At 72.6% G+C, this 18,624-nt stretch carries 19 protein-coding genes, 1 tRNA gene and 3 pseudogenes; 8 read left to right on the top strand and 15 right to left on the bottom strand.

The genetic code is table 11. The features are described 5' to 3' along the window. Positions 1-5: 5 nt before the first annotated feature. Both QUE51_RS10370 and QUE51_RS10375 read right to left on the bottom strand, forming a co-directional pair. Entirely contained in the window at positions 6-731 is a 726-nt protein-coding gene (locus QUE51_RS10370) for a ferredoxin reductase (protein ID WP_286276336.1), read from the bottom strand. After that, the gene (locus tag QUE51_RS10375) at positions 728-1,318 is read right to left on the bottom strand and encodes a molybdopterin-dependent oxidoreductase (protein WP_286276337.1); all 591 of its coding nucleotides are present in this window, start codon (positions 1,316-1,318) and stop codon (positions 728-730) included. Before QUE51_RS10375 ends, QUE51_RS10370 begins: the two co-directional genes overlap by 4 nt. 104 nt (positions 1,319-1,422) lie before the next feature. Here QUE51_RS10375 and moaA point away from each other — a divergent pair, with 104 nt between their 5' ends. After that, a complete protein-coding gene (gene moaA / locus QUE51_RS10380) occupies positions 1,423-2,481 on the top strand; it encodes a GTP 3',8-cyclase MoaA (RefSeq protein ID WP_286276338.1) in 1,059 nt (352 codons plus the stop codon). After that, positions 2,474-2,719 carry a MoaD/ThiS family protein gene (locus QUE51_RS10385; RefSeq protein WP_286276339.1) on the top strand — a complete coding sequence of 82 codons (246 nt, stop codon included), beginning with the start codon at positions 2,474-2,476 and terminating at the stop codon, positions 2,717-2,719. The genes moaA and QUE51_RS10385 overlap by 8 nt, the downstream gene beginning before the upstream one ends. A 109-nt stretch (positions 2,720-2,828) precedes the next feature. Here QUE51_RS10385 and QUE51_RS10390 read toward each other — a convergent pair whose 3' ends face one another. The 4 genes from QUE51_RS10390 to QUE51_RS10405 are packed head-to-tail and all read right to left on the bottom strand — an operon-like array spanning position 2,829 to position 6,556. Next, on the bottom strand, positions 2,829-3,242 hold the full coding sequence (locus QUE51_RS10390) for a molybdenum cofactor biosynthesis protein MoaE (protein ID WP_286276340.1): 414 nt from the start codon (positions 3,240-3,242) through the stop codon (positions 2,829-2,831). Further along, a complete protein-coding gene (moaCB, locus tag QUE51_RS10395; RefSeq protein WP_286276341.1) occupies positions 3,239-4,273 on the bottom strand; it encodes a bifunctional molybdenum cofactor biosynthesis protein MoaC/MoaB in 1,035 nt (344 codons plus the stop codon). Before moaCB ends, QUE51_RS10390 begins: the two co-directional genes overlap by 4 nt. Next, positions 4,270-5,442: a molybdopterin molybdotransferase MoeA gene (locus QUE51_RS10400; protein WP_286276342.1), complete on the bottom strand. Its 1,173-nt coding sequence runs from the start codon at positions 5,440-5,442 to the stop codon at positions 4,270-4,272. The genes moaCB and QUE51_RS10400 overlap by 4 nt, the downstream gene beginning before the upstream one ends. A 1-nt stretch (position 5,443) precedes the next feature. Beyond that, positions 5,444-6,556: a ThiF family adenylyltransferase gene (locus QUE51_RS10405; protein WP_286276343.1), complete on the bottom strand. Its 1,113-nt coding sequence runs from the start codon at positions 6,554-6,556 to the stop codon at positions 5,444-5,446. A gap of 86 nt (positions 6,557-6,642) precedes the next feature. Between QUE51_RS10405 and QUE51_RS10410 the strand changes: the two genes are divergently transcribed. The 4 genes and pseudogenes from QUE51_RS10410 to QUE51_RS10425 all read left to right on the top strand — a co-directional run bounded on the left by QUE51_RS10410 (position 6,643) and on the right by QUE51_RS10425 (position 9,345). Next, complete coding sequence (locus tag QUE51_RS10410; protein WP_286276344.1) at positions 6,643-7,068, top strand: TOBE domain-containing protein; 426 nt, start codon at positions 6,643-6,645, stop codon at positions 7,066-7,068. A gap of 122 nt (positions 7,069-7,190) precedes the next feature. Next, positions 7,191-7,337 (top strand): annotated as a pseudogene (locus QUE51_RS18125) (extracellular solute-binding protein); the annotation flags it as partial. Between the two features lie 98 nt (positions 7,338-7,435). Continuing rightward, positions 7,436-8,635, top strand: coding sequence for an ABC transporter permease (locus QUE51_RS10420; RefSeq protein ID WP_350226641.1), 1,200 nt, complete (start codon positions 7,436-7,438; stop codon positions 8,633-8,635). Beyond that, positions 8,632-9,345 carry an ABC transporter ATP-binding protein gene (locus tag QUE51_RS10425; RefSeq protein ID WP_286276346.1) on the top strand — a complete coding sequence of 238 codons (714 nt, stop codon included), beginning with the start codon at positions 8,632-8,634 and terminating at the stop codon, positions 9,343-9,345. Before QUE51_RS10420 ends, QUE51_RS10425 begins: the two co-directional genes overlap by 4 nt. Positions 9,346-9,471: 126 nt before the next feature. Here QUE51_RS10425 and QUE51_RS10430 read toward each other — a convergent pair whose 3' ends face one another. Continuing rightward, a complete protein-coding gene (locus QUE51_RS10430; protein WP_286276347.1) occupies positions 9,472-10,107 on the bottom strand; it encodes an MBL fold metallo-hydrolase in 636 nt (211 codons plus the stop codon). 168 nt (positions 10,108-10,275) lie between these two features. Here QUE51_RS10430 and QUE51_RS10435 point away from each other — a divergent pair, with 168 nt between their 5' ends. Together QUE51_RS10435 and QUE51_RS10440 are read left to right on the top strand one after the other, a co-directional pair. Beyond that, positions 10,276-11,184: a diacylglycerol/lipid kinase family protein gene (locus tag QUE51_RS10435; RefSeq protein WP_286276348.1), complete on the top strand. Its 909-nt coding sequence runs from the start codon at positions 10,276-10,278 to the stop codon at positions 11,182-11,184. 67 nt (positions 11,185-11,251) lie between these two features. Then, positions 11,252-11,324, top strand: a tRNA-Glu gene (locus tag QUE51_RS10440). Between the two features lie 91 nt (positions 11,325-11,415). Here QUE51_RS10440 and QUE51_RS10445 read toward each other — a convergent pair. From QUE51_RS10445 to QUE51_RS10485, 8 genes and pseudogenes are all read right to left on the bottom strand, one after another. Beyond that, positions 11,416-12,876 (bottom strand): MFS transporter, encoded by a 1,461-nt coding sequence (locus QUE51_RS10445; RefSeq protein ID WP_286276349.1) that lies wholly within the window; start codon positions 12,874-12,876, stop codon positions 11,416-11,418. Positions 12,877-12,878: 2 nt separating this feature from the next. After that, positions 12,879-13,616 carry a thiamine pyrophosphate-dependent enzyme gene (locus QUE51_RS10450; RefSeq protein ID WP_286276350.1) on the bottom strand — a complete coding sequence of 246 codons (738 nt, stop codon included), beginning with the start codon at positions 13,614-13,616 and terminating at the stop codon, positions 12,879-12,881. A gap of 646 nt (positions 13,617-14,262) precedes the next feature. Further along, positions 14,263-14,694 (bottom strand): annotated as a pseudogene (locus tag QUE51_RS18130) (thiamine pyrophosphate-binding protein); the annotation flags it as partial. Further along, positions 14,613-16,099, bottom strand: a pseudogene (locus QUE51_RS10465) (aldehyde dehydrogenase family protein). The pseudogenes QUE51_RS18130 and QUE51_RS10465, both read right to left, overlap by 82 nt. A gap of 28 nt (positions 16,100-16,127) precedes the next feature. Next, complete coding sequence (locus tag QUE51_RS10470; RefSeq protein WP_286276354.1) at positions 16,128-16,919, bottom strand: ABC transporter ATP-binding protein; 792 nt, start codon at positions 16,917-16,919, stop codon at positions 16,128-16,130. Positions 16,920-16,928: 9 nt separating this feature from the next. After that, complete coding sequence (locus QUE51_RS10475) at positions 16,929-17,762, bottom strand: ABC transporter permease (RefSeq protein ID WP_286276355.1); 834 nt, start codon at positions 17,760-17,762, stop codon at positions 16,929-16,931. Further along, complete coding sequence (locus QUE51_RS10480) at positions 17,759-18,196, bottom strand: ABC transporter permease (RefSeq protein ID WP_286276356.1); 438 nt, start codon at positions 18,194-18,196, stop codon at positions 17,759-17,761. The genes QUE51_RS10475 and QUE51_RS10480 overlap by 4 nt, the downstream gene beginning before the upstream one ends. Positions 18,197-18,213: 17 nt before the next feature. After that, entirely contained in the window at positions 18,214-18,570 is a 357-nt protein-coding gene (locus tag QUE51_RS10485) for an ABC transporter permease (protein ID WP_286276358.1), read from the bottom strand. Positions 18,571-18,624: the final 54 nt, after the last annotated feature.

An 18,624-nucleotide genomic window follows, 5' to 3' on the forward strand; every position in this document is an offset into this window, starting at 1 on the left:
CGCCGTCAGCCGCTCGGGCCGAAGCGCTCGGTGCGGATCGACGCCACCCGGTGCCCCGCCTGGACGAGTCCGTCGGCGACAGCCTCGACGAACGGCGTCGGACCGCAGACGTACACGGCGGGGTCCTGATCCGGGGCCAGGGTCAGCTCCGCGAGCAGCTCGGGCGTCAGGCGGCCCGCCTCCCGCTCCCAGTCGGCGGGTGCCTCCCGTGTGTACACGTACTGGACCTCCAGACGTCCCGCCGTGGCGAGGGCGTCGAGCTCGTCCGCGTAGAGGCGGCCTTCGGGTGTCCGCACCGAGTAGAGCAGCCGCATCGGCGCCGTGCCGCCGACCGCCTCCCGGGTGCGGATCATCGACATCAGCGGCACGATGCCGGAGCCGCCCGCGATCAGCTGAACCGGCTCCGTCTGCTCCGGTCGCCACACGAAGAACTGCCCGATGGGCCCGCGCACCTCGATGAGGTTGCCGACCTGCAGCATGTCCACGAGGTAGGGCGACACCTCGCCGTCCGGCATCCGGTCGACGGTGAGCTCGATCCGGTCCGCCCCCGCGGGAGAGCCGAGCGAGTACGCCCGCTGGGCCGTGTAGCCGTCCTCCGCGGTCAGGCGCACATCCACGTGCTGGCCCGCGAGCGGCGACTCCAGGTCGGGCGCGACGAAGACCAGGGTGCGCGACGCCGGCGTCTGCGCGTGCGCGTCGACCAGCAGCGCGGGCACCCAGCGCACTCTCACCAGTAGCGCTCCTCGCGCCACGGGTCGCCGTGCATGTTGTAGCCGTTCCGCTCCCAGAATCCGGGCTCGTCGGCGGTGAGGAGGCGCAGCGAGTTGACCCACTTCGCGCTCTTCCAGAAGTAGAGGTGCGGCACCAGCAGCCGGGCAGGGCCCCCGTGCTCCGGGTCGAGGTCGGCGCCGTCGTACTCGAACGCGACCCAGGCGCGTCCCTTCAGCTCACCCAGCGGCATGTTGGTCGTGTAGCCGCCGTAGGAGCCCGCGAAGAGGTACTGGGCCTCGGTCTCGACTCCGTCGAGGAAGCGGTCGAGCGGCACACCCCGCCAGGAGGTCCCCAGCTTTGACCAGGCGGTCACGCAGTGGATGTCGGTGGCGATCTCCTCGGGACCGAGGTCGAGCATCTGCTGCCAGTTCCAGCTGCGGCGCTCGCCGCGCTCCGTCACGAGCGTGAGCTCCCAGTCGCGCTTGTCGATGCGGGGTGTCGGTCCGGCAGAGAGGACGGGGAAGCCGCGCTCCAGGTACTGGCCGGGAGGGAGCTCCTCCTTCGACTCGTGCCGCCGCCCCGTGAAGCCGGGGGAGAAGATGCCCATGGTCGCCTCGCTTCCTCGATCGGCTCCCACGCTATCGCCCCGCACGAAGCGGTCCGGGGCCTTGGTCCGGGCCGCATGCCGCGCCGCCCGCGTAGGCTGGACACATGACCGCCGTCGCGCTCGGGCTGCCCCTCCGCCGCAGCTCGCTGGCGTCCGCCGAGGGCCGGCCGGATGTGCCGGGGCTCGTGGACCGGTTCGGCCGCGTGGCGCGCGACCTGCGGGTGTCGCTCACCGAGAAGTGCTCCCTCCGCTGCACCTACTGCATGCCGGCCGAGGGCCTCCCGTCGATCCCGCGCAACCAGGTGCTGACGGCCGAGGAGGTCGGCCGCCTCGTCGGCATCGCCGGCACGATGCTCGGCGTCGAGGAGGTCCGCTTCACCGGAGGCGAGCCGCTCGTACGGGCCGACCTCGTCGAGATCGTGCGGCTGTCCGCCCAGGCCGCTCCGGGCGTCCGCCTGTCGCTCACCACGAACGGGATCGGCCTCGACAAGAAGGCCGCGGCGCTCGTCGAGGCGGGCCTCGACCGCGTCAACGTGTCGCTCGACACCCTCGACCGCGAGCACTTCAAGACCCTGACCCGGCGCGACCGGCTCCCCGCGGTGCTCGCCGGTGTGGCGGGGGCCCGCGCGGCCGGGCTCGACCCGGTGAAGATCAACGCCGTCCTGATGCGGGACACCCTCGCCGACGCTCCCGACCTGCTCGCCTGGGCGATCGAGAACCACGTGCGGCTGCGCTTCATCGAGCAGATGCCCCTCGACGCGGATGCCGCCTGGCGCCGCGACTCGATGGTGGACGCAGTGGAGCTGCTCGAGGTCCTCGGGCGCCGGTTCACCCTCACTCCCGCCGGCCGCGAGGATCCGTCGGCGCCCGCCGAGGAGTGGCTGGTCGACGGCGGACCCGCGACGGTCGGCATCATCGCGTCCGTCACCCGATCGTTCTGCGGCGACTGCGACCGCACGCGCATCACGGCCGAGGGGTCGGTGCGCTCGTGCCTGTTCGGCGACGACGAGACGGACCTCCGCTCCCTCCTTCGCGACGGCTCGCACGACGAGGCCATCGCCGACCGCTGGCGGATCGCCATGTGGGGCAAGAAGGCCGGCCACGGCATCGACGACGCGTCCTTCATCCGCCCCCTCCGCTCGATGGGGGCGATCGGTGGCTGACGTCCTCGTGCGCTACTTCGCGGCGGCCGCGGATGTCGCCGGCCTCGAGGAGGAGACCGTCACCGTGCACCCCGCGACGGTGGGAACCCTGCAGGAGCAGCTGGTCGCCCGCTACGGCGGCGGCATGACGCGCGTCCTCAAGAACGGGTCGTTCCTCGTCGACGGCGTCGTGGTCCGCGACCCGCAGCGGCCCCTGGGTCGCCAGGTCGACGTGCTCCCGCCCTTCGCCGGCGGCTGAGCGCACCCCGCGCTATCCCTCAACAGGCATCTCTGCCGACAACAGGTCCTAGGGCGCCCTTTCGACCTGTTGAGCGGATTTCTGCCTGTTGAGGGATGGACGTGGTGCCCTAGAGGCCGACCCAGTCGGAGACGCCGTCCTCGTAGTGCTGGCGCTTCCAGATGGGGACCGACGTCTTGATGTCGTCGACGAGGCGCCCGCAGGCGGCGAACGCCTCCGCCCGGTGCGGGGCCGCCACGGCCGCGACGAGCGCGACATCGCCGATCCGCAGGTTCCCGACCCTGTGCAGCGCGGCGACGGTCAGGCCGGTCTCCGCGGCGATCCGCTCGCAGCTCTCGCGGAGGAAGCGCTCGGCCTCAGGATGCGCGGAGTAGTCGAGGGCGAGCACGCCGCGACCCTCGTCGGCGTCGCGCACGACGCCGCGGAAGGTGACGAGCGCGCCGTCGGCGATCGACAGCACGGCGTCCTCCGCCTCCTGAGCGAGGAGCGGGGCGTCCGACACCCGGGCGAGCGCGACCGTCATGACGCGTGCTCCGCTTCGGCCGGCACGAACTCGCCGCCGGTGGACAGCGGGTGGTCGCCGCCGGCGACCTGATCGAGGAGATGAGGGAGGAGCTCGCGCAGCACCTCGATGCCGTCCTTCACGCCGCCGGGCGACCCGGGCAGGTTGACGACGACGGTCCCGTTCGCGGTTCCGGCGTGGCCCCGGCTGAGCGCGGCCGTCGGCGTCGCGCGCAGTCCGCGCGCCCGGAGAGCCTCGGCGACGCCCGGCAGCTCGCGGTCGAGGACCGCGCGGGTCGCCTCGGGAGTCGCGTCGGTGGGGCTGGAGCCGGTGCCACCTGTCGTCAGGACGACGGCGGGACGCGTCGCGACGACCTCGCGCAGGGCGGCAGCCATGTCGGCGTCCGCGACGACTCGGACGCGGTCGACGTCGAGCCCGAGCTCGCGGAGGAAGGCCTCGAGCAGCGGCCCGGTGGAGTCATCGCGGGTCCCGGCGGCGGCCCGCGTCGAGGCGACGAGCACGGCGCCCACGTTCCGCCGCAGCGGCGTTCCCACGGCATCCGCCGTGCCGGGATCCCCTGCGTCCGACCGCCGCCAGTTCCCGCGCTTGCCGCCGGACTTCGCGAGGAGCCGGAGGCCCGTCATCGTCGCCTCGGGATCCACCGCCTTGACCATGTCGTGCAGCGTGAGCCCCGCGATCGCGACCGCGGTGAGCGCCTCCATCTCGACGCCCGTCTTGCCCGTGGTCCCTGCGGTGGCGGTGACGAGGATCGCCGCGTCCTCGAATGCGAAGTCGACGGTGACCGAGGTGAGGGGGAGCGGATGGCAGAGCGGGATGAGCTCCGCGGTGCGCTTGGCCCCCTGGATGGCGGCGATGCGCGCGGTCGGGAGCACGTCCGCTTTGGGCAGGCCGTCGGCGCGGACGAGGGATATCACCTCGGCGGTCGTCTCGAAGCGGCCTTCGGCGGTCGCGCTGCGGGCCGTCTCCGCCTTGCCGCCGACGTCGACCATGCGCGCGCGGCCGTCGGAGTCGACGTGGGTGAGCTCGCTCACAGCGGGATCACCGCCACGGTGTCGCCGGCCGCTCGCGGCCCCGCGACCTCGACGAGGACGTCGGCCGCCGCCATGGAGGCGACGAGGTGGGAGCCGGGTCCGGCGACGAGGTGCACATGTCCATTCTCGTCCAGGCGTCCGCGCCGGAACTGCCGCTTGCCGGCGGGCGGCTCCACCGGTTCGGTGAGGACGGCCGGGAGTGCCGCCACGGGCGCCAGGCCAGCGGCGGCGCGGAGCAGCGGTCGCACGAAGACGGCGAAGGACACCTGCGTGCTCACCGGGTTGCCGGGGAAGCAGACGACGGGAGTGCCCTCGATCTCCGCGGTGGCCTGCGGACCGCCGGGCTGCATGGCGATCTCGCCGACCCAGGCGCCGCGGGGCTCGACCACCTGGCGGACGACCTCGAAGTCGCCCCGGGAGATGCCGCCCGAAGTGAGGACGACGTCCGCGGCGTCCGCAGCCCCGAGGAGCACGCGCTCGAACTCCGCAGGGTCGTCGGACACCTTCTCCGCCAGCACGACCTCGGCGCCCGCCTCCTGACAGCCGGCCAGCAGCGCGACCCGGTTCGCGTCGAACACCTGTCCCGCGCGCGGCGTCTCGCCCGGCTCGATCAGCTCGGCCCCCGTGGTGAGCACGGCCACGCGCACGCGACGCGGGACGCGGACCTCGGCGACCCCGGCGGCTGCGAGGGCGGCGAGGTGACGGGCCGCCAGCACCGTGCCTGCCGCCACGAGGAGGTCGCCGGCGCCGACGTCGCTGCCGCGCTCGCGGACGAACTCGCCGGCGGAGCGGACGCGCCGGATGGTGACGGCATCGCCGTCGAGCGCGGTGTCCTCGACCGGAACCACCGCATCCGCGCCCGCCGGCACGGGCGCCCCCGTCATGATCCGGATCGCGGCGCCGTGCTCGAGCGGCGCCGGCTCGGTCGCTCCCGCGGGGATCACCCCGAGGACCGGCAGGCGCACGGGGAGGTCGCCGAGGTCGGACGAGCGGATCGCGTATCCGTCCATCTGCGAGTTGCGGAACAGCGGCAGATCGACCGGCGAGCGGACGTCCTCGGCGCACGCCCGCCCGAGCGCCGCCGCGAGCGGAACCGACTCGGGCTCGGGCGCCAGGGCGAGCAGGGCCGCCACCGCGCTGGCGTGCTCCTCGACGGTGCGCCGGCCCACGTCAGTACCGGGGGAGTGTGGGGTCGACCGTCCGGCTCCACGCGTCGATGCCGCCCTCGAGGTGCCGCACCTTGAGCCCCGCCGAGCGCAGGACCTGCAGGGCGCGCTCCGATCGGACGCCATGGTGACAGTAGGCGACGACCGGCACGTCCGGATCCAGGTCGCCGAGCGTCTGGTCCAGCGAGCGCAGCGGGAGCAGACGCGAGCCGGGCAGCGCGACGATGGACGCCTCCCACGGCTCTCGCACGTCGACGAGCTGGACCGGGTCGCCCTCGTCAAGCAGCGCGTCGAGCTCCCGCGCGCTGATGGCGTCGGGCTCGTCAGCGGCGCTGCCGGCCGGCGTCGCCGAGCTGACGGGCTCAGAGGTGGGAGCAGCGGAGGCGGGCACGCGATCCGGATCCGGGCCGAATCCGACCTCGCGGAACCGTCCGGTGAGCGCGTCGTAGCTGGTGACCCGCCCGGAGAGGGGCTCACCGAGTCCGCTGAGCAGCTTGAGCGCCTCCGTCGCCATGAGGGCGCCCACGACGCCGCAGACGGAGGGCAGGACGCCGCCGTCCGCGCACGTGAGGATCGAGTCCGGGTCGGGCGGCACGGGGAAGAGGTCGCGGTAGTCCGGGCCCTCCGCGGCGAGCACCACACCGACCTGGCCGCCGTACTGGGAGACGGCCCCCCACACGAGCGGGATGCCGAGCGAGCGGGCGGTGTCGTTCGCGAGGTAGCGCGTCTCGAAGTTGTCGCTGCCGTCGAGGATGAGGTCGTAGGCGCGGGCCAGAGTCGGCGCGTTGCCCTCCGTCAGGCGGACCGGGTGCAGAGTGACCGTCCCGGTCGCGAGCGGGACGAGGCGGTCGTTCGCGGAGTCCACCTTCAGGCGGCCGATGTCGGCGGCCGTGTGCAGGGTCTGGCGGTGCAGGTTCGTGGCTTCCACGAGGTCGTCGTCGACAACGCCGATGCCGCCCACGCCGGCTGCGGCGAGAATGGGCAGCACCGCACTGCCCAGGCCGCCCGCCCCGATGACGAGGACGCGCGCCTCGCTCAGCCGCTGCTGGCCGGCAGCGCCGAAGCCGGGGAGGGTCGTCTGCCGGACGAAGCGCAGGGCATCGGGGACGCTGGTCATCCCCGAATTCTGCCATCCGTACCCGCAAGCCGCATTCGCCCCTCTACGCTGTTCTCACAGGCGCAGATGCGGCGAAAGGAGCCTCCATGACCGTTCCACGGGTGCGAGTGAGCGAAGCGGCGGCGCTGCTGGGAGTGAGCGATGACACGCTCCGCCGCTGGGGCGAGACCGGGCGCATCGAGCTGCGCGCCGAGGGCCGGCGGCTGACCGTGGACGGTGCCGAGCTCGCGGCCCTGGCTCGGGAGATCGCCGAGGAGTCGCCGCTTGCCGCTGCCCGCCCCCGCTCGGGCAGCTCGGCGCGCAACCGCATCCCCGGCATCGTGACGCGTGTCGAGAAGGACGGCGTGATGGCTCAGGTCGAGCTCCAGGCCGGTCCGTTCCGCATCGTCTCCCTCATGAGCCGGGAGGCGGCCGAGGAGCTCGAGCTCGAGCCCGGCCGGATCGCGACCGCGAGCATGAAGGCCACGACCGTGGTGGTCGACGCCGACCCCGCGCCGCCGGCACGACGGTGAGGCGGCGCGCGGCGCGGGCGGTCGTGCTCGCGCTGCTGCCGGCCGCGCTCCTCGCGGGCTGTGCCGCGACACCGGCCGCCGGGAACGGGGCCGAGGCGCCAGAGGGTGGCATCTCGCTCACCGTGTTCGCCGCGGCATCCCTGGCCGACGCCTTCGCCGCGCTGATTCCCGGCTTCGAGGCCGCCCATCCCGGCGTGACCGTCGTGGTGCAGGCGGGCGGCAGTTCGGGCCTCGCCGCACAGCTCGTTCAGGGGGCCCCGGCCGACGTCTTCGCCGCCGCGAGTGAGGCGACCATGAAGACCGTCGCGGATGCCGGGCTGCTCGAGGAAGCGCGGCCGTCTTCGCCACGAACACGCTCGAGATCGCGGTGCCGCCGGGGAATCCCGGCAGAGTCGCCGGGCTCGCCGATCTCAGCAGGCCGGAGCTCGCGATCGCGCTCTGCGACGCGGCCGTGCCCTGCGGCGCGGCCGCCGCCACGGCGTTCGCGGCGGCGGGCCTGACACCGGCGCCGGACACCCTGGAGCAGGACGTCACCGCGGTCCTCACCAAGGTGGAGCTCGGGGAGGCCGATGCCGGGCTCGTCTACCGGACCGACGTGCGCGCGGCGGCGGGCAAGGTCGAGGGCATCGAGTTCCCCGAGGCCGCGGGGGCCGGAACCGACTACCCGATCGGCGTGCTCGCCGAGTCGGCGCACCCCGCCGAGGCCCGCGCCTTCGCCGACTACGTGCGGGGGAGGGGCGCTCGGTGCTCGCCGAGGCCGGCTTCGGTGCGCCCTGACCTGCGGAGGATGCCCGCGGCGCTGTGGGTCCCCGCCGGCATCGCCATCGCCCTGCTCGTGCTGCCGCTCCTGGCCCTGGTCCTGAGGGTGCCCTGGGGTGACCTGGGCGGCCTGCTCCTCGCCCCCGGCTCCCTCCAGGCGCTCGGCCTCTCCGTCGGCACCGCCCTGCTCTCCACGCTGCTGTGCCTGCTCCTCGGCATCCCTCTCGCCGCGGTGCTCGCGGGCGCGGACCCCTGGCCGACCCCGCTCCGCCGCGCACTGCGGGCCGTGGTGACCGTGCCCCTCGTCCTGCCGCCCGTGGTGGGCGGCATCGCCCTCCTGCTTCTGGTCGGACGCCGCGGGCTGCTCGGCGCTCCGCTCGGCGCGCTCGGCATCGCGATCCCGTTCAGCACCCCCGCCGTCGTGATCGCCCAGACGTTCGTGTCGCTGCCGTTCCTCGTCCTCGCGGTCGAGGGCGCCCTGCGTGGATCGGATGCCCGCTACGCGATGGTGGCGGCGAGCCTCGGCGCCTCCCGGTGGTACGCCTTCCGGCGGGTCACCCTTCCGCTCGTCGCGCCGGGCATCGTGTCCGGCGCGGTCCTCTGCTTCGCCCGGGCGCTGGGCGAGTTCGGCGCCACGATCACGTTCGCCGGCAGCCTCCCCGGCGTGACGCGCACCCTCCCGGTGGCGGCCTACCTCGGGCTGCAGACCGATCCGGACGCCGCGATCGTGCTCGCCCTGCTGCTGCTCGTGGTCGCCCTGGCCGTCCTCGTGAGCCTGCGCGAGCGCTGGCTGCGGGGGATCGCGTGAGCGGCCTGGTCGCCCGGCTCGTCGTCGAGCGCGGCGCCTTCCGGCTCGACCTCGACCTCACGGTCGCGCCCGGCGAGGTGGTCGCCCTCCTCGGGCCGAACGGGGCGGGGAAGAGCACCGCGCTCGCGGCACTCGCCGGCGCGGTGCCGCTGACCGCCGGCTCGGTGCGGCTCGACGACCTCGTGCTGGCGGATGCCGGACGCACCGTGGACCCCTCACGCCGGTCCGTGGGCTGGGTGCTGCAGGACGCGCTCCTGTTCCCGCACCTCACGGCGGGGGAGAACGTCGCCTTCGGACTGCGGGCGCGGGGCGTCCGGCGCGGGGAGGCGTCCGCGACCGCGGCCGCGGAGCTCGCGCGACTCGGGATCGGCGAGCTCGCCTCCGCGCGACCGAGGGAGATCTCCGGTGGCCAGGCCCAGCGGGTCGCCCTCGCGCGGGCGCTCGCACCCCGACCGCGTCTCCTCCTGCTCGATGAGCCCCTGGCCGCGCTCGACGTCGAGGTGCGGGACAGCGTTCGCGCCGTCCTGGGGGAGCGCCTTCGCGGGAACGACGGCTGCACCGTCCTCGTCACCCACGATCCGGTGGACGCGGAGCGGCTCTCCGACCGCATCGTGGTCGTCGAGCGCGGGGTTGCGGTGCAAGAGGGCACGGCGGCGCAGCTGCGGGACGCGCCGGCGACGCCCTATGTGGCGGCGATGTTCCCCGTCTGAGCCGGGGACCGTCGTGAAGCTGACCGAATCACGGATTCGGCGGCCGCCAGCCGCAGATCGCACTGGATGGGGCGGGAGAACGCGATTTCTCCGTGATTCGGCCAGGTACCGGAGGGGCTCCCCGGGTCAGACGTCGATCGACTGCCCGGGGTCCAGAGCGAAGAACTGGGCGCCCACGGCCTCCGCGGCGGCCTGCAACCGGGTGTTGTAGACGACCTTGCCGGCCGCCGAGAGCACCATGTCGTGCACGGGGAAGACCCGATCCGGCTTGACCTCGGTGAGGTAGTCGATGGCCTCGCCCAGCTTGAGCCACGGCGCTGCAGAGGGCAGGGCGAGCGTCTCGACGTGCACGTCCGGCACGGTGAGCGCGTCGCCCGGATAGAAGAAGCCGCCGTTGACGAGGATGCCGACGTTGTCGGGCGCCGGAACGGTCTCGTGGATGACCGCATGCGTGGTGCCGTAGAAGGTGAGCGTGAACGGCCCGACCTCGACCCGATTGCCCTCCGCGACCACGGTGACGTCGAAGCCCTCCGCCGCTCGGGCGACCCCGGCCGGTCCGTAGATGCCCGTGCCGGGCGCCTTGTTGAGGATGCGGTTGAGCTGCTCCGGCGTCCAGTGGTCGGGGTGCTCGTGCGTGATCACGATCGCCACGGCGTTGCCCGGCTCGGTCACGGGGGTCGTGAGGGAGCCCGGATCGACGATCAGGGTGTGTCCCGACTGCTCGAGGAGGAGGGCGGCGTGCTCGAGCTTCGTGACCTTCATGGAGCGAGCCAACACCCGCGCCACGCCGCGGTGCAAATCATCGCGGGACCCCTTGCGCCCGAGGGCAGTGGGCGCGCGCGGGTGAAACCGCCATCCCGCCCCTGTTACGACACCCGCGCCACGGCGGTTTCGCCCGCGAATCGTTCCGCGCCCGACAGAATGGGCGGGATGCAGGACCGCCGTCGCCTCCTCGTCGCCGTGAACCCGTCGGCGTCCTTCGGCAAGAACCGCGCCGTCGGCCCTCTCGTCCTCGAGCGCCTGCGGGCCGCCGGGCATGACGTGACCGAGCTCACGCGGCCGTCGATGGCGCAGCTCCACGAGGCGACCGCCGCCGCGCTCGCCGCCGACAGGCCGGACGCCCTCGTCGTCGTGGGAGGCGACGGGATGGTGCACTTCGGTGCGCAGCACACGGCGGGTGGGACGCTGCCGCTCGGCATCATCGCCGCCGGCACCGGCAACGATGTCGCGCGCGGGCTGGGCCTGCCCAGGGGCGATCCGGAACGCGCCGTGGACGCCCTCCTCGCCGCGCTCGATCGTCCGGCCCGGCGCATCGACGCCATCCGCGTGACCGGTCCGTCGATCGCCCCGCTGTGGGTGGCCGGCGCCGTGTCGGCGGGGTTCGACGCGCTCGTGAACGAGCGGGCGAACCTCATGCGCTTCCCGCGCGGCGGCAGCAGGTACACGGTCGCCATCCTGCGGGAGCTGCTCGCCCTCCGTCCCCTCGAGTACACCATCGAGGTCGACGGCGAGCGGCGGTCCGAGCGCGGCGTGCTGCTCTCCGTCGCCAACAACCGGTACATCGGCGGCGGCATGCACATCACTCCGGGCGCCCTCCTCGACGACGGCGAGCTGGATGTGCTCCTGGTGTCGCCGATCGGGCGCCTCCGCTTCCTGGCGCTGTTCCCGCGGGTGTTCAGCGGCCGCCACGTCGGACTCTCCGTCGTGCGCATCGAGCGGGTGCGGCGGATCACGGTGGACGCTGCGGGGCCGATCGCCGCATACGGCGACGGGGAGAGGCTGGGGGACCTGCCGCTCACCTTCGAGGTGGTCCCCGGTGCGCTGCCCCTGCTGCTCTGACCCGATTGGTGCCCGCCCGTCCCGTCACCTATACTCGATGAGGCGCGCGGCCAGCCCGCGCCGGAACGGCCCCATCGTTTAGCGGCCTAGGACGTCGCCCTCTCACGGCGGTAACGCGGGTTCAAATCCCGCTGGGGTCACGAATAGGAAAAGCGCATCGCCCATCGGGCGGTGCGCTTTTCCTATTCCCCAACCCGGTTGACCCGGTGCTCGAGGTGGCAGTTGTTGCTGCTATTCGGCGGTTTTGGGAGCACCTAGTGCCACCTCGACGGCCTCCGCCACCGGCGGCTTCGACCTCCCGCTGAGGTGGGTGCGCGGCATCCACAGGGCGGCCGCCAGGTGGACCACCGCGAATGCGGCCACCACGATGAACACGGCGCCGCTCGCCGCCTGCACGGTCTGCGGATCCTGTCCGCCCTGCCCCTGCTCGAGGACCGCCTTCGCGACCGCGCCGAGCGCAGCGACGCCGACGACTTGCCCCAGCGTGCGGAAGAAGGAGACCAGCCCGGTTACCATGCCGCGCTGCTGCCAGGCGACGCTCTCCTGCACCGCCACCAGGCCCGGCACGGTGGTCAGGCCGAACCCGGCCCCGATGAGAGCGGCGCACGCGGCGACGATCCACGGGGACGGGAGGGCCACGAAGACCGCGAGCCCCGCGCCGCCCAGGAGAGCAAGGACGGCGCCCGCAGCCGTCGTGGGCAGGAGTCCCCAGCGGAGGGCGAGCCACCCGGCCGCTGCCGACGTGACCGGCTGCCCGATCGCCATGGCGGCCACGGCGACGCCGGCCCAGATCGGCGAGGCGCCGGCGGCCACCTGCAGGTAGGTCGGCGCGAAGGCCGTGAGGCCGACCATGATGCCGCCCATCATCAGGCCGAGCACCGCCATCACCACGACGAGCCGCCGCCGGAACAGGGCGAGCGGGATGATCGGCTCGCTGGCGCGCCTCTCCTGGATCACGAACGCGACCAGGAGCAGGGCTCCGACGACGAAGATGGCGACGCTGGTGGGCGATCCCCAGCCCCACGCCTCCCCGCCCTCGAGGAGGCCGAGCACCAGCAGGGTGAGCGCGCCGGTGATGAGCACCGCGCCGAGGTAGTCGATCCGGTGCGGGCGGCGCTCGAACTGCTCGTGGACGTTCCGGGCGATCAGCCACAGGGTGAGGATGCCGAGCGGCAGGTTGATGAGGAACACCCAGCGCCAGGCGTCGAGCAGCGCGAAGAGCCCGCCGACCGCCGGTCCGATGACCGAGGAGGCCGCCAGGGTGACCGCAATGTGGCCCTGCACTCGTGCGCGCTCCGCGCCGCGGTAGGTGTCGCCGATCACGGTGAGCGCCAGCGACTGGATCGAGCCGCCGCCGAGGGCCTGCACGACCCGGAAGGCGATCAGCGAGGGCATGCTCCACGCGAGGCCGCAGAGCACCGACCCGATCACGAAGACGGTCACGCCGATCAGCAGGAGGCGCTTCCGCCCCACGATGTCGGCGAGCCGCGAGACCACCGGCATCGTCACCGTCATCGTCAGCAGATAGACGGTGAAGAGCCAGGGGAAGTCGGAGAACCCGCCGATGTCCCGGGCGATGGTGGGGATGGCGGTGGAGATGACCCACGCCGACATGCCGATCAGGAAGGTGGCCACCAGCATCGCCAGCAGCGCGGGTCCGCGCTGGGATCGGAGGCCGATGTCCTCGGACACGGCTAGCGCTCGTCTTCCGGCTGGCCGGTGATCGGATCGAGCCGGACGGAGACGACCGCCGGCCGCCCCGCTGCCACCTCGGCGAGGCCGGTGCGCAGCGCGTCCTCGAGCTCCCCGAAGCTCGTGACGGTGGCGCCCCAGCTGCCGCCCGCCGCCGCGGCGATTCCCGGGAAGTCCGCGCTCTGCTGCAGGTTCACGAAGTACCGGTCGGTGCGGTCCGCAGTTCCTCCCGCGTGCTGGCGCTTGAGGTTGCGCTTCGTCGCGTTCCAGCCGCCGTTGTCGAGCACGACGGTGAGGAGGGGGATGTCGTAGCGGTCCGCGACCCAGTAGCTGGACGAGGGGACGCTGAAGAAGAACGTGCCGTCGCCGACGATGCTGACCACGGTCCGGTCGGGGCTCGCGAGCTTCACGCCCAGCGCTCCGCCGCCCGACCAGCCCAGCGAGGTGCCGCGGTTGCCGAAGACGGTCCCGGGGTGCTGGCGCGGCAGGTGCTTCCACACGGTCGGCGCCTCGGAGATGGCCTCGTTGAGCACGATCGCGTCGTCGTCGAGGAGGCCGGCGAGGACCGCCGAGACGCTGGCGGGCGTGAGCCGCTCCGCCGCGACGTCCTGCTCGACCGCGCTCCGCCAGGTCGCCCGCAGCTGCGAGCCACGCTCCTCGGCGGCGCGCGACCGCTCGGCGACCTTGCCCTCGTCGGTCGGGGACGCGCCGAGTCGCCGGAGGAGCTGGTCGAGCAGCACACCGCTGTCCGCGCGGACGAAGTGGTCGGCGGGCAGGTACCAGAGGGGCAGGCCCTCCTGCAGCGGGTCCTCGTTGATGACGTAGACCTTCGCGTCGGCGCGCGGGCGTCCCGAACCGGCGAGCCACGGCGCATCCGTGTCGATCGCCAGCAGGAGGTCGGCGTCGGCCAGGAGGGTGCGGGTCGTCGCCGGCGTGCAGCGGGTGGTCGTAGGGGAAGCTCAGGACCTCGGCGTTGTACTCGACCACGGCGATCCCGAGGCGCTCCGCGACCTCGACCAGCTTCGGCACCGAGGACTGGTTGCGGCCGAGGTACGTGGTCACCAGCACGGGGCGCTCGGCGCGCTGCAGATCGGCGATGAGCTCGTCCACGAGCTCTTCGGGCGCGGCGATCGGGGCCACCGCAGACCACTGGGCCGTCGCGGTCTCCGGGCGAGGCACCACCTCGGCGAGCACCTCGCGCGCGCCGGTGAGGTAGACGGGGCCAGCGGGTGCGCTCGTCGCGAGCTGGAGGCCGCGCAGCACGAGCTGCGGCACATTGCGCCCGGTCCGGATGTCGTAGCTCCACTTCACGTACTGGCGGACGAGCGCGTGCTGGTCGGGGGCGTCCTGCAGGTGGTTGATGTGGGTGTTGCGGGTTCCGGGCAGCTCACCCTCGAGCGTGTAGGGCGTGAGCCCCGCGAAGATGAACACGGGCACCCGCGCCCGCGCGGCGTTGTGCACCGCGCCGCCCAGGTTGGCGGTGCCCACGTCCGTGTGGATGAACACCGCCTGCGGGCGTCCCGTGACGGCGGCGTAGCCGTGCGCGGCGCTCAGCGCCGTGTACTCGTGCGGGCACAGGATCACGGTGGGCGAGTCGATCCCGCGCTCCCGGTCGGCGGCGAGGGCCTCGATGATTGCGGGATGGTCGCTGCCGAAGTTGGCGAACAGGTACTCGACGCCCGCATCCCGCAGCGTCTCGATGAGCAGCGCGGCCGCCGACGCGGACTCCGCCACCCCTAGCTCGCGTCCGGGAAGGTCTGCACGTCGACGCTGTGGAACTGGAGGTACTCGTCGATCCCGTAGGGCGACGCCTCCCACCCGATGCCGCTCTGCTTCCAGCCGCCGAACGGGATCTCCTTCTGGCCGGTCGGGGTGAAGAGGTGGCTGTTGACGATCGTCATGCCGGCCTCGATGCGCGACGCGACCGCGAGGGCGTGCTCGGGGAGCGGGACCACACCGACGAGCAGAGCCCGTACTCGGTGTCGTTCGCGAGCGCGATGGCCTCCTCCTCGGTCTCGTAGGCGATGACGGGAAGGATCGGGCCGAACTGCTCCTCGCGCACGATCTCGTCGTCCTGCTGCGCGTCGAGCACGACAGCGGGCAGGGAGAAGAGGCCCTCCTCCCACTGCTCAGGGCTGAGCTTGGTGCCGAGCACGCGGACATCCCGGCCCGCGGCCTGGGTGCGCTCGAGCAGGCCCTGCACCTTCGTCAGCTGGCCCTCGTTGTTGACCGGCCCCATGGTGGCGCGCTCGTCCAGCGGGTCGCCGACCGCGATGCGGTCGACGCGCTCGACCAGCAGGCGGCGGAACTCCTCCGCCTGCGCCTGCGGCACGTAGATCCGCTTGACGGCGAAGCACACCTGGCCGGAGCGGCGGAAGGCGGAATCGACGATGCGGTCGACGGTGACCTCGAGATCCGCGTCGTCCAGGACGATCGCGGGGTCGTTGCCGCCGAGCTCGAAGTGGACGCCCTTCAGCTGCTCCGCCGCGGCGCGCATGATGTGCCGGGCCGTCTCGCCTCCGCCGGTGAACGAGATCTTGCGGACCTCGGGGTGGCTCGTGATCGCGCCGCCGACCTCGCCGCCGCCGTTGACGATGTTCACGACACCCGCGGGCAGGATGGACGCGGCGATGCGCCCGATCAGCGTCACGCCGAGCGGCGCGAACGGCGAGGGCTTGAGCACGATCGCGTTGCCGGCGGCGAGCGCGGGGGCGATCTTGTTCGCGGTGAGGATGAGCGGCGCGTTCCACGGCACGATGCACGCGACCACGCCGAACGGCTTTCGCTCCACCCGGACGAAGGAGCCCGGCGTGCCCGAGGGGTAGTCGCGCGGCGCCAGCTTCTCGGCGAGGTACCCCTCGATGTCGCGGAAGGCGTGGGAGGCGCCGATCAGCTCGCGCCGGATGATGCTGCGGACGCTGCCGTTCTCGCGCGCGACGAGCGTGGCCAGGTCCTCGGCGGCGGCGTCGATCTCGTCGGCGATCCTCGCGAAGAGCGCGATGCGCTCCTCCGGCGTGGTCGCAGCCCACCCGCGAGCGGCGGCGACGGCTGCGGCGACCGCCGCCTCGACGTCCTCCAGGGTGCCGTCGACGACGGTGCCGACGATCTCGCTGCGCCGCCCCGGGTTGCGCACCTCGAGGACGCGGTCGCCTGGCCGCTCCACACCGTCGATCACCTGGCCGAGCTGCAGCGACTCGAGCGTGTCCGGCATCGTCAACGTCATCGTTCTCTTCCTTCGTGCGGGGTGTGGGTCAGGCGTGGGGCATCACGAGCGACAGCAGGTGGTTGCGCAGCTCGAGGAACTCCGGGCTGGAGCGAGTCTCCACCTGGTCGCGGCTCTCGCCGAGGGAGACCGGGACGACCTCCTTGACGACGCTCGGGTTCTTCGACAGCACCACGATCCTGTCGCTCAGGTAGATGGCCTCGTCGATGTCGTGCGTCACGAGGACGACCGTGATGCCGAGCTCGGTGCGGACCTTGAGGATGAGGTCCTCGAGGTCGAACCGGGTCTGCGCGTCCACGGAGGCGAAGGGCTCGTCCATGAGCAGCAGCTCGGGCCGGTAGGACAGCGCCCGCGCGATGGCGACCCGCTGCTGCATGCCGCCGGAGAGCTCCCACGGGTACTTCTTCTCGACGTGGCCGAGGCCGACGTTGCCGAGCACCTCGGCGACGCGCGCCGCGCGCTCGCCCTTCGGCACACCGCGGGCGGCGAGCGGCAGGGCGACGTTCCGCCCGTTGGTGTACCAGGGGTAGAGGGAGCGGCTGTAGTCCTGGAACACTAGGCCCAGCTGGGCCGGGACGTCGGTCAGTCGCTTCCCCTCGAACGTCACCGACCCCGAGCTCGGGGCCGCGAGGCCCGAGATGCAGCGCAGCAGCGTCGTCTTGCCGGCGCCGCTCGGGCCGACGATGCAGACGAACTCGCCCTTCTCGACGCTGAAGGACACGCTGTCGATGGCCATGTTGGCCGCGTCGGTGCCCTCGTTGTAGATCTTCCGGAGGTCCTCGACGGCGAGGACGGTCTGGGTGGTCACGGGAATGGACATGGCTTCCTTCTACGATCCGCCGAGGGCACGGGAGCGGTAGTACCACCGCAGCACGAGTCGCTCGACGAAGACGAACAGGTAGTTGAGCAGGGTGCCGATCAGGGCGAGGACGATGATCCCCGTCCACATCTTCTTGATCGCGAACTCGGCCTGCGACTGGAGGATGAAGTAGCCGATCCCCGAGCGGGCGGCGACCATCTCGCTGATCACCATGAGGATGATCCCGACGGTGAGGCTGGCGCGGAGACCGGCGGCGATCTGCGGGCCGGCACCCGGGAGCACGAGCGTGAAGTAGCTGCGCCAGCTGCTCAGGCGGAGTGCCCGCGCGGTGTCGAACTTCACCGTGTCGATTCCGCGCATGCCGTCCAGGGTGTTGAGCAGCGTCGGCCAGATGGCGCCGAAGGAGATGAGCGCGATCTGCCGCAGATCCCCGATGCCGAAGATCGCGATCATCGCGGGCAGCAGCGCCGGAGCCGGGAGCACGTACAGGAAGTAGATGAGCGGGTTCGCGGCGGTGCGGAGGAGCCGGAGCCGCCACAGCAGGGACCCGCCGACGATGCCGATGGCCGCGCCGAGCACGTAGCCGAGCAGCAGGTTGCGGAGGCTCGACACCGCGTTCTGCCACGCCCCGAACACGACCCACTGGTTCCAGGTCTCGCCGAGGATGTCGGACAGGGGCGGGAAGAACGGCGACGTGCTGCGAGCGCTGAGGACCCACCAGAGCACGAGGAGGAGCACCGGCAGCCACAGCCCGGTCAGCACGCGGCCGATCCGCCGGAGCGGCACGCCGGGGCGGGCCGAACGGCGCACCGTCGGCACGCTCGCGGTCGTCAGGCGGCTCATGCGCGCACCGCCCCACCCGACGCGCGGATGTTCCGCTGCGATTCGTGCCAGTGCATCAGACGGCGCTCCAGGAGGAAGAAGGCCCCGGTGAGCAGGATGCCGAGCAGGCCCGCCACGAGGATGTAGGCGTACATGGTGGGGAAGGAGCTCGTGCCGGCGTTCTCCGCGAGCAGGATGTTGCGGCCGATGCCCTCGGCGCCGCCCACGATCTCCGCCACGACCGACAGGATGAGCGCCTGCGCCGACGCGATCCGCATCCCGGTGACGAGGTAGGGCGACGCACTCGGGATGGTCACGGTGAAGAACCGACGCACGCCGCGCACGCCGAGCGCCTTCGACGTGTCGAGGACGACCTGGTCCATCGACTGCACGCCGTAGATCACCTGGATCACGAACGGCCAGAAGGCCGCGAAGACGATCAGGAACACCTTCATCGGCAGCGTCGACCCCATCACGAGGATGACGAGGGGAGGACGGCGATCGCCGGGATCGCCTTGAACAGCTCGATGACCGGGGCGGCGCTCCGACGGGCGAACTCGTTGAAGGCCAGGGCGGTGCCGACGACCAGGCCGAGAACGATCGTGATGACCATCCCGATCAGCCAGCCGAGCATGGTCGCGCCGATCGCCGGCCAGATCTTCGCGGAGGTCAGGTCGGCCCAGAGGGCGGCCACCGAGTCCGTCATCGTCGGGAACTGGAGGGTGCTGACGACGCCGGTGGCCGTCACGAGCTGCCAGAACAGGAGCACGACGAGCACGGTCAGCGAAGGGAGGATCCAGTTGATCCAACCCCTCGCCGGCGTGCTCATCGTGCTCCTTCGCGCTGTGCGCAGTTCACTGGAAATCAGACGCCTCGATCGAGA

This window comes from Naasia aerilata (assembly GCF_030296595.1).
GTDB lineage: Bacteria > Actinomycetota > Actinomycetes > Actinomycetales > Microbacteriaceae > Naasia > Naasia aerilata.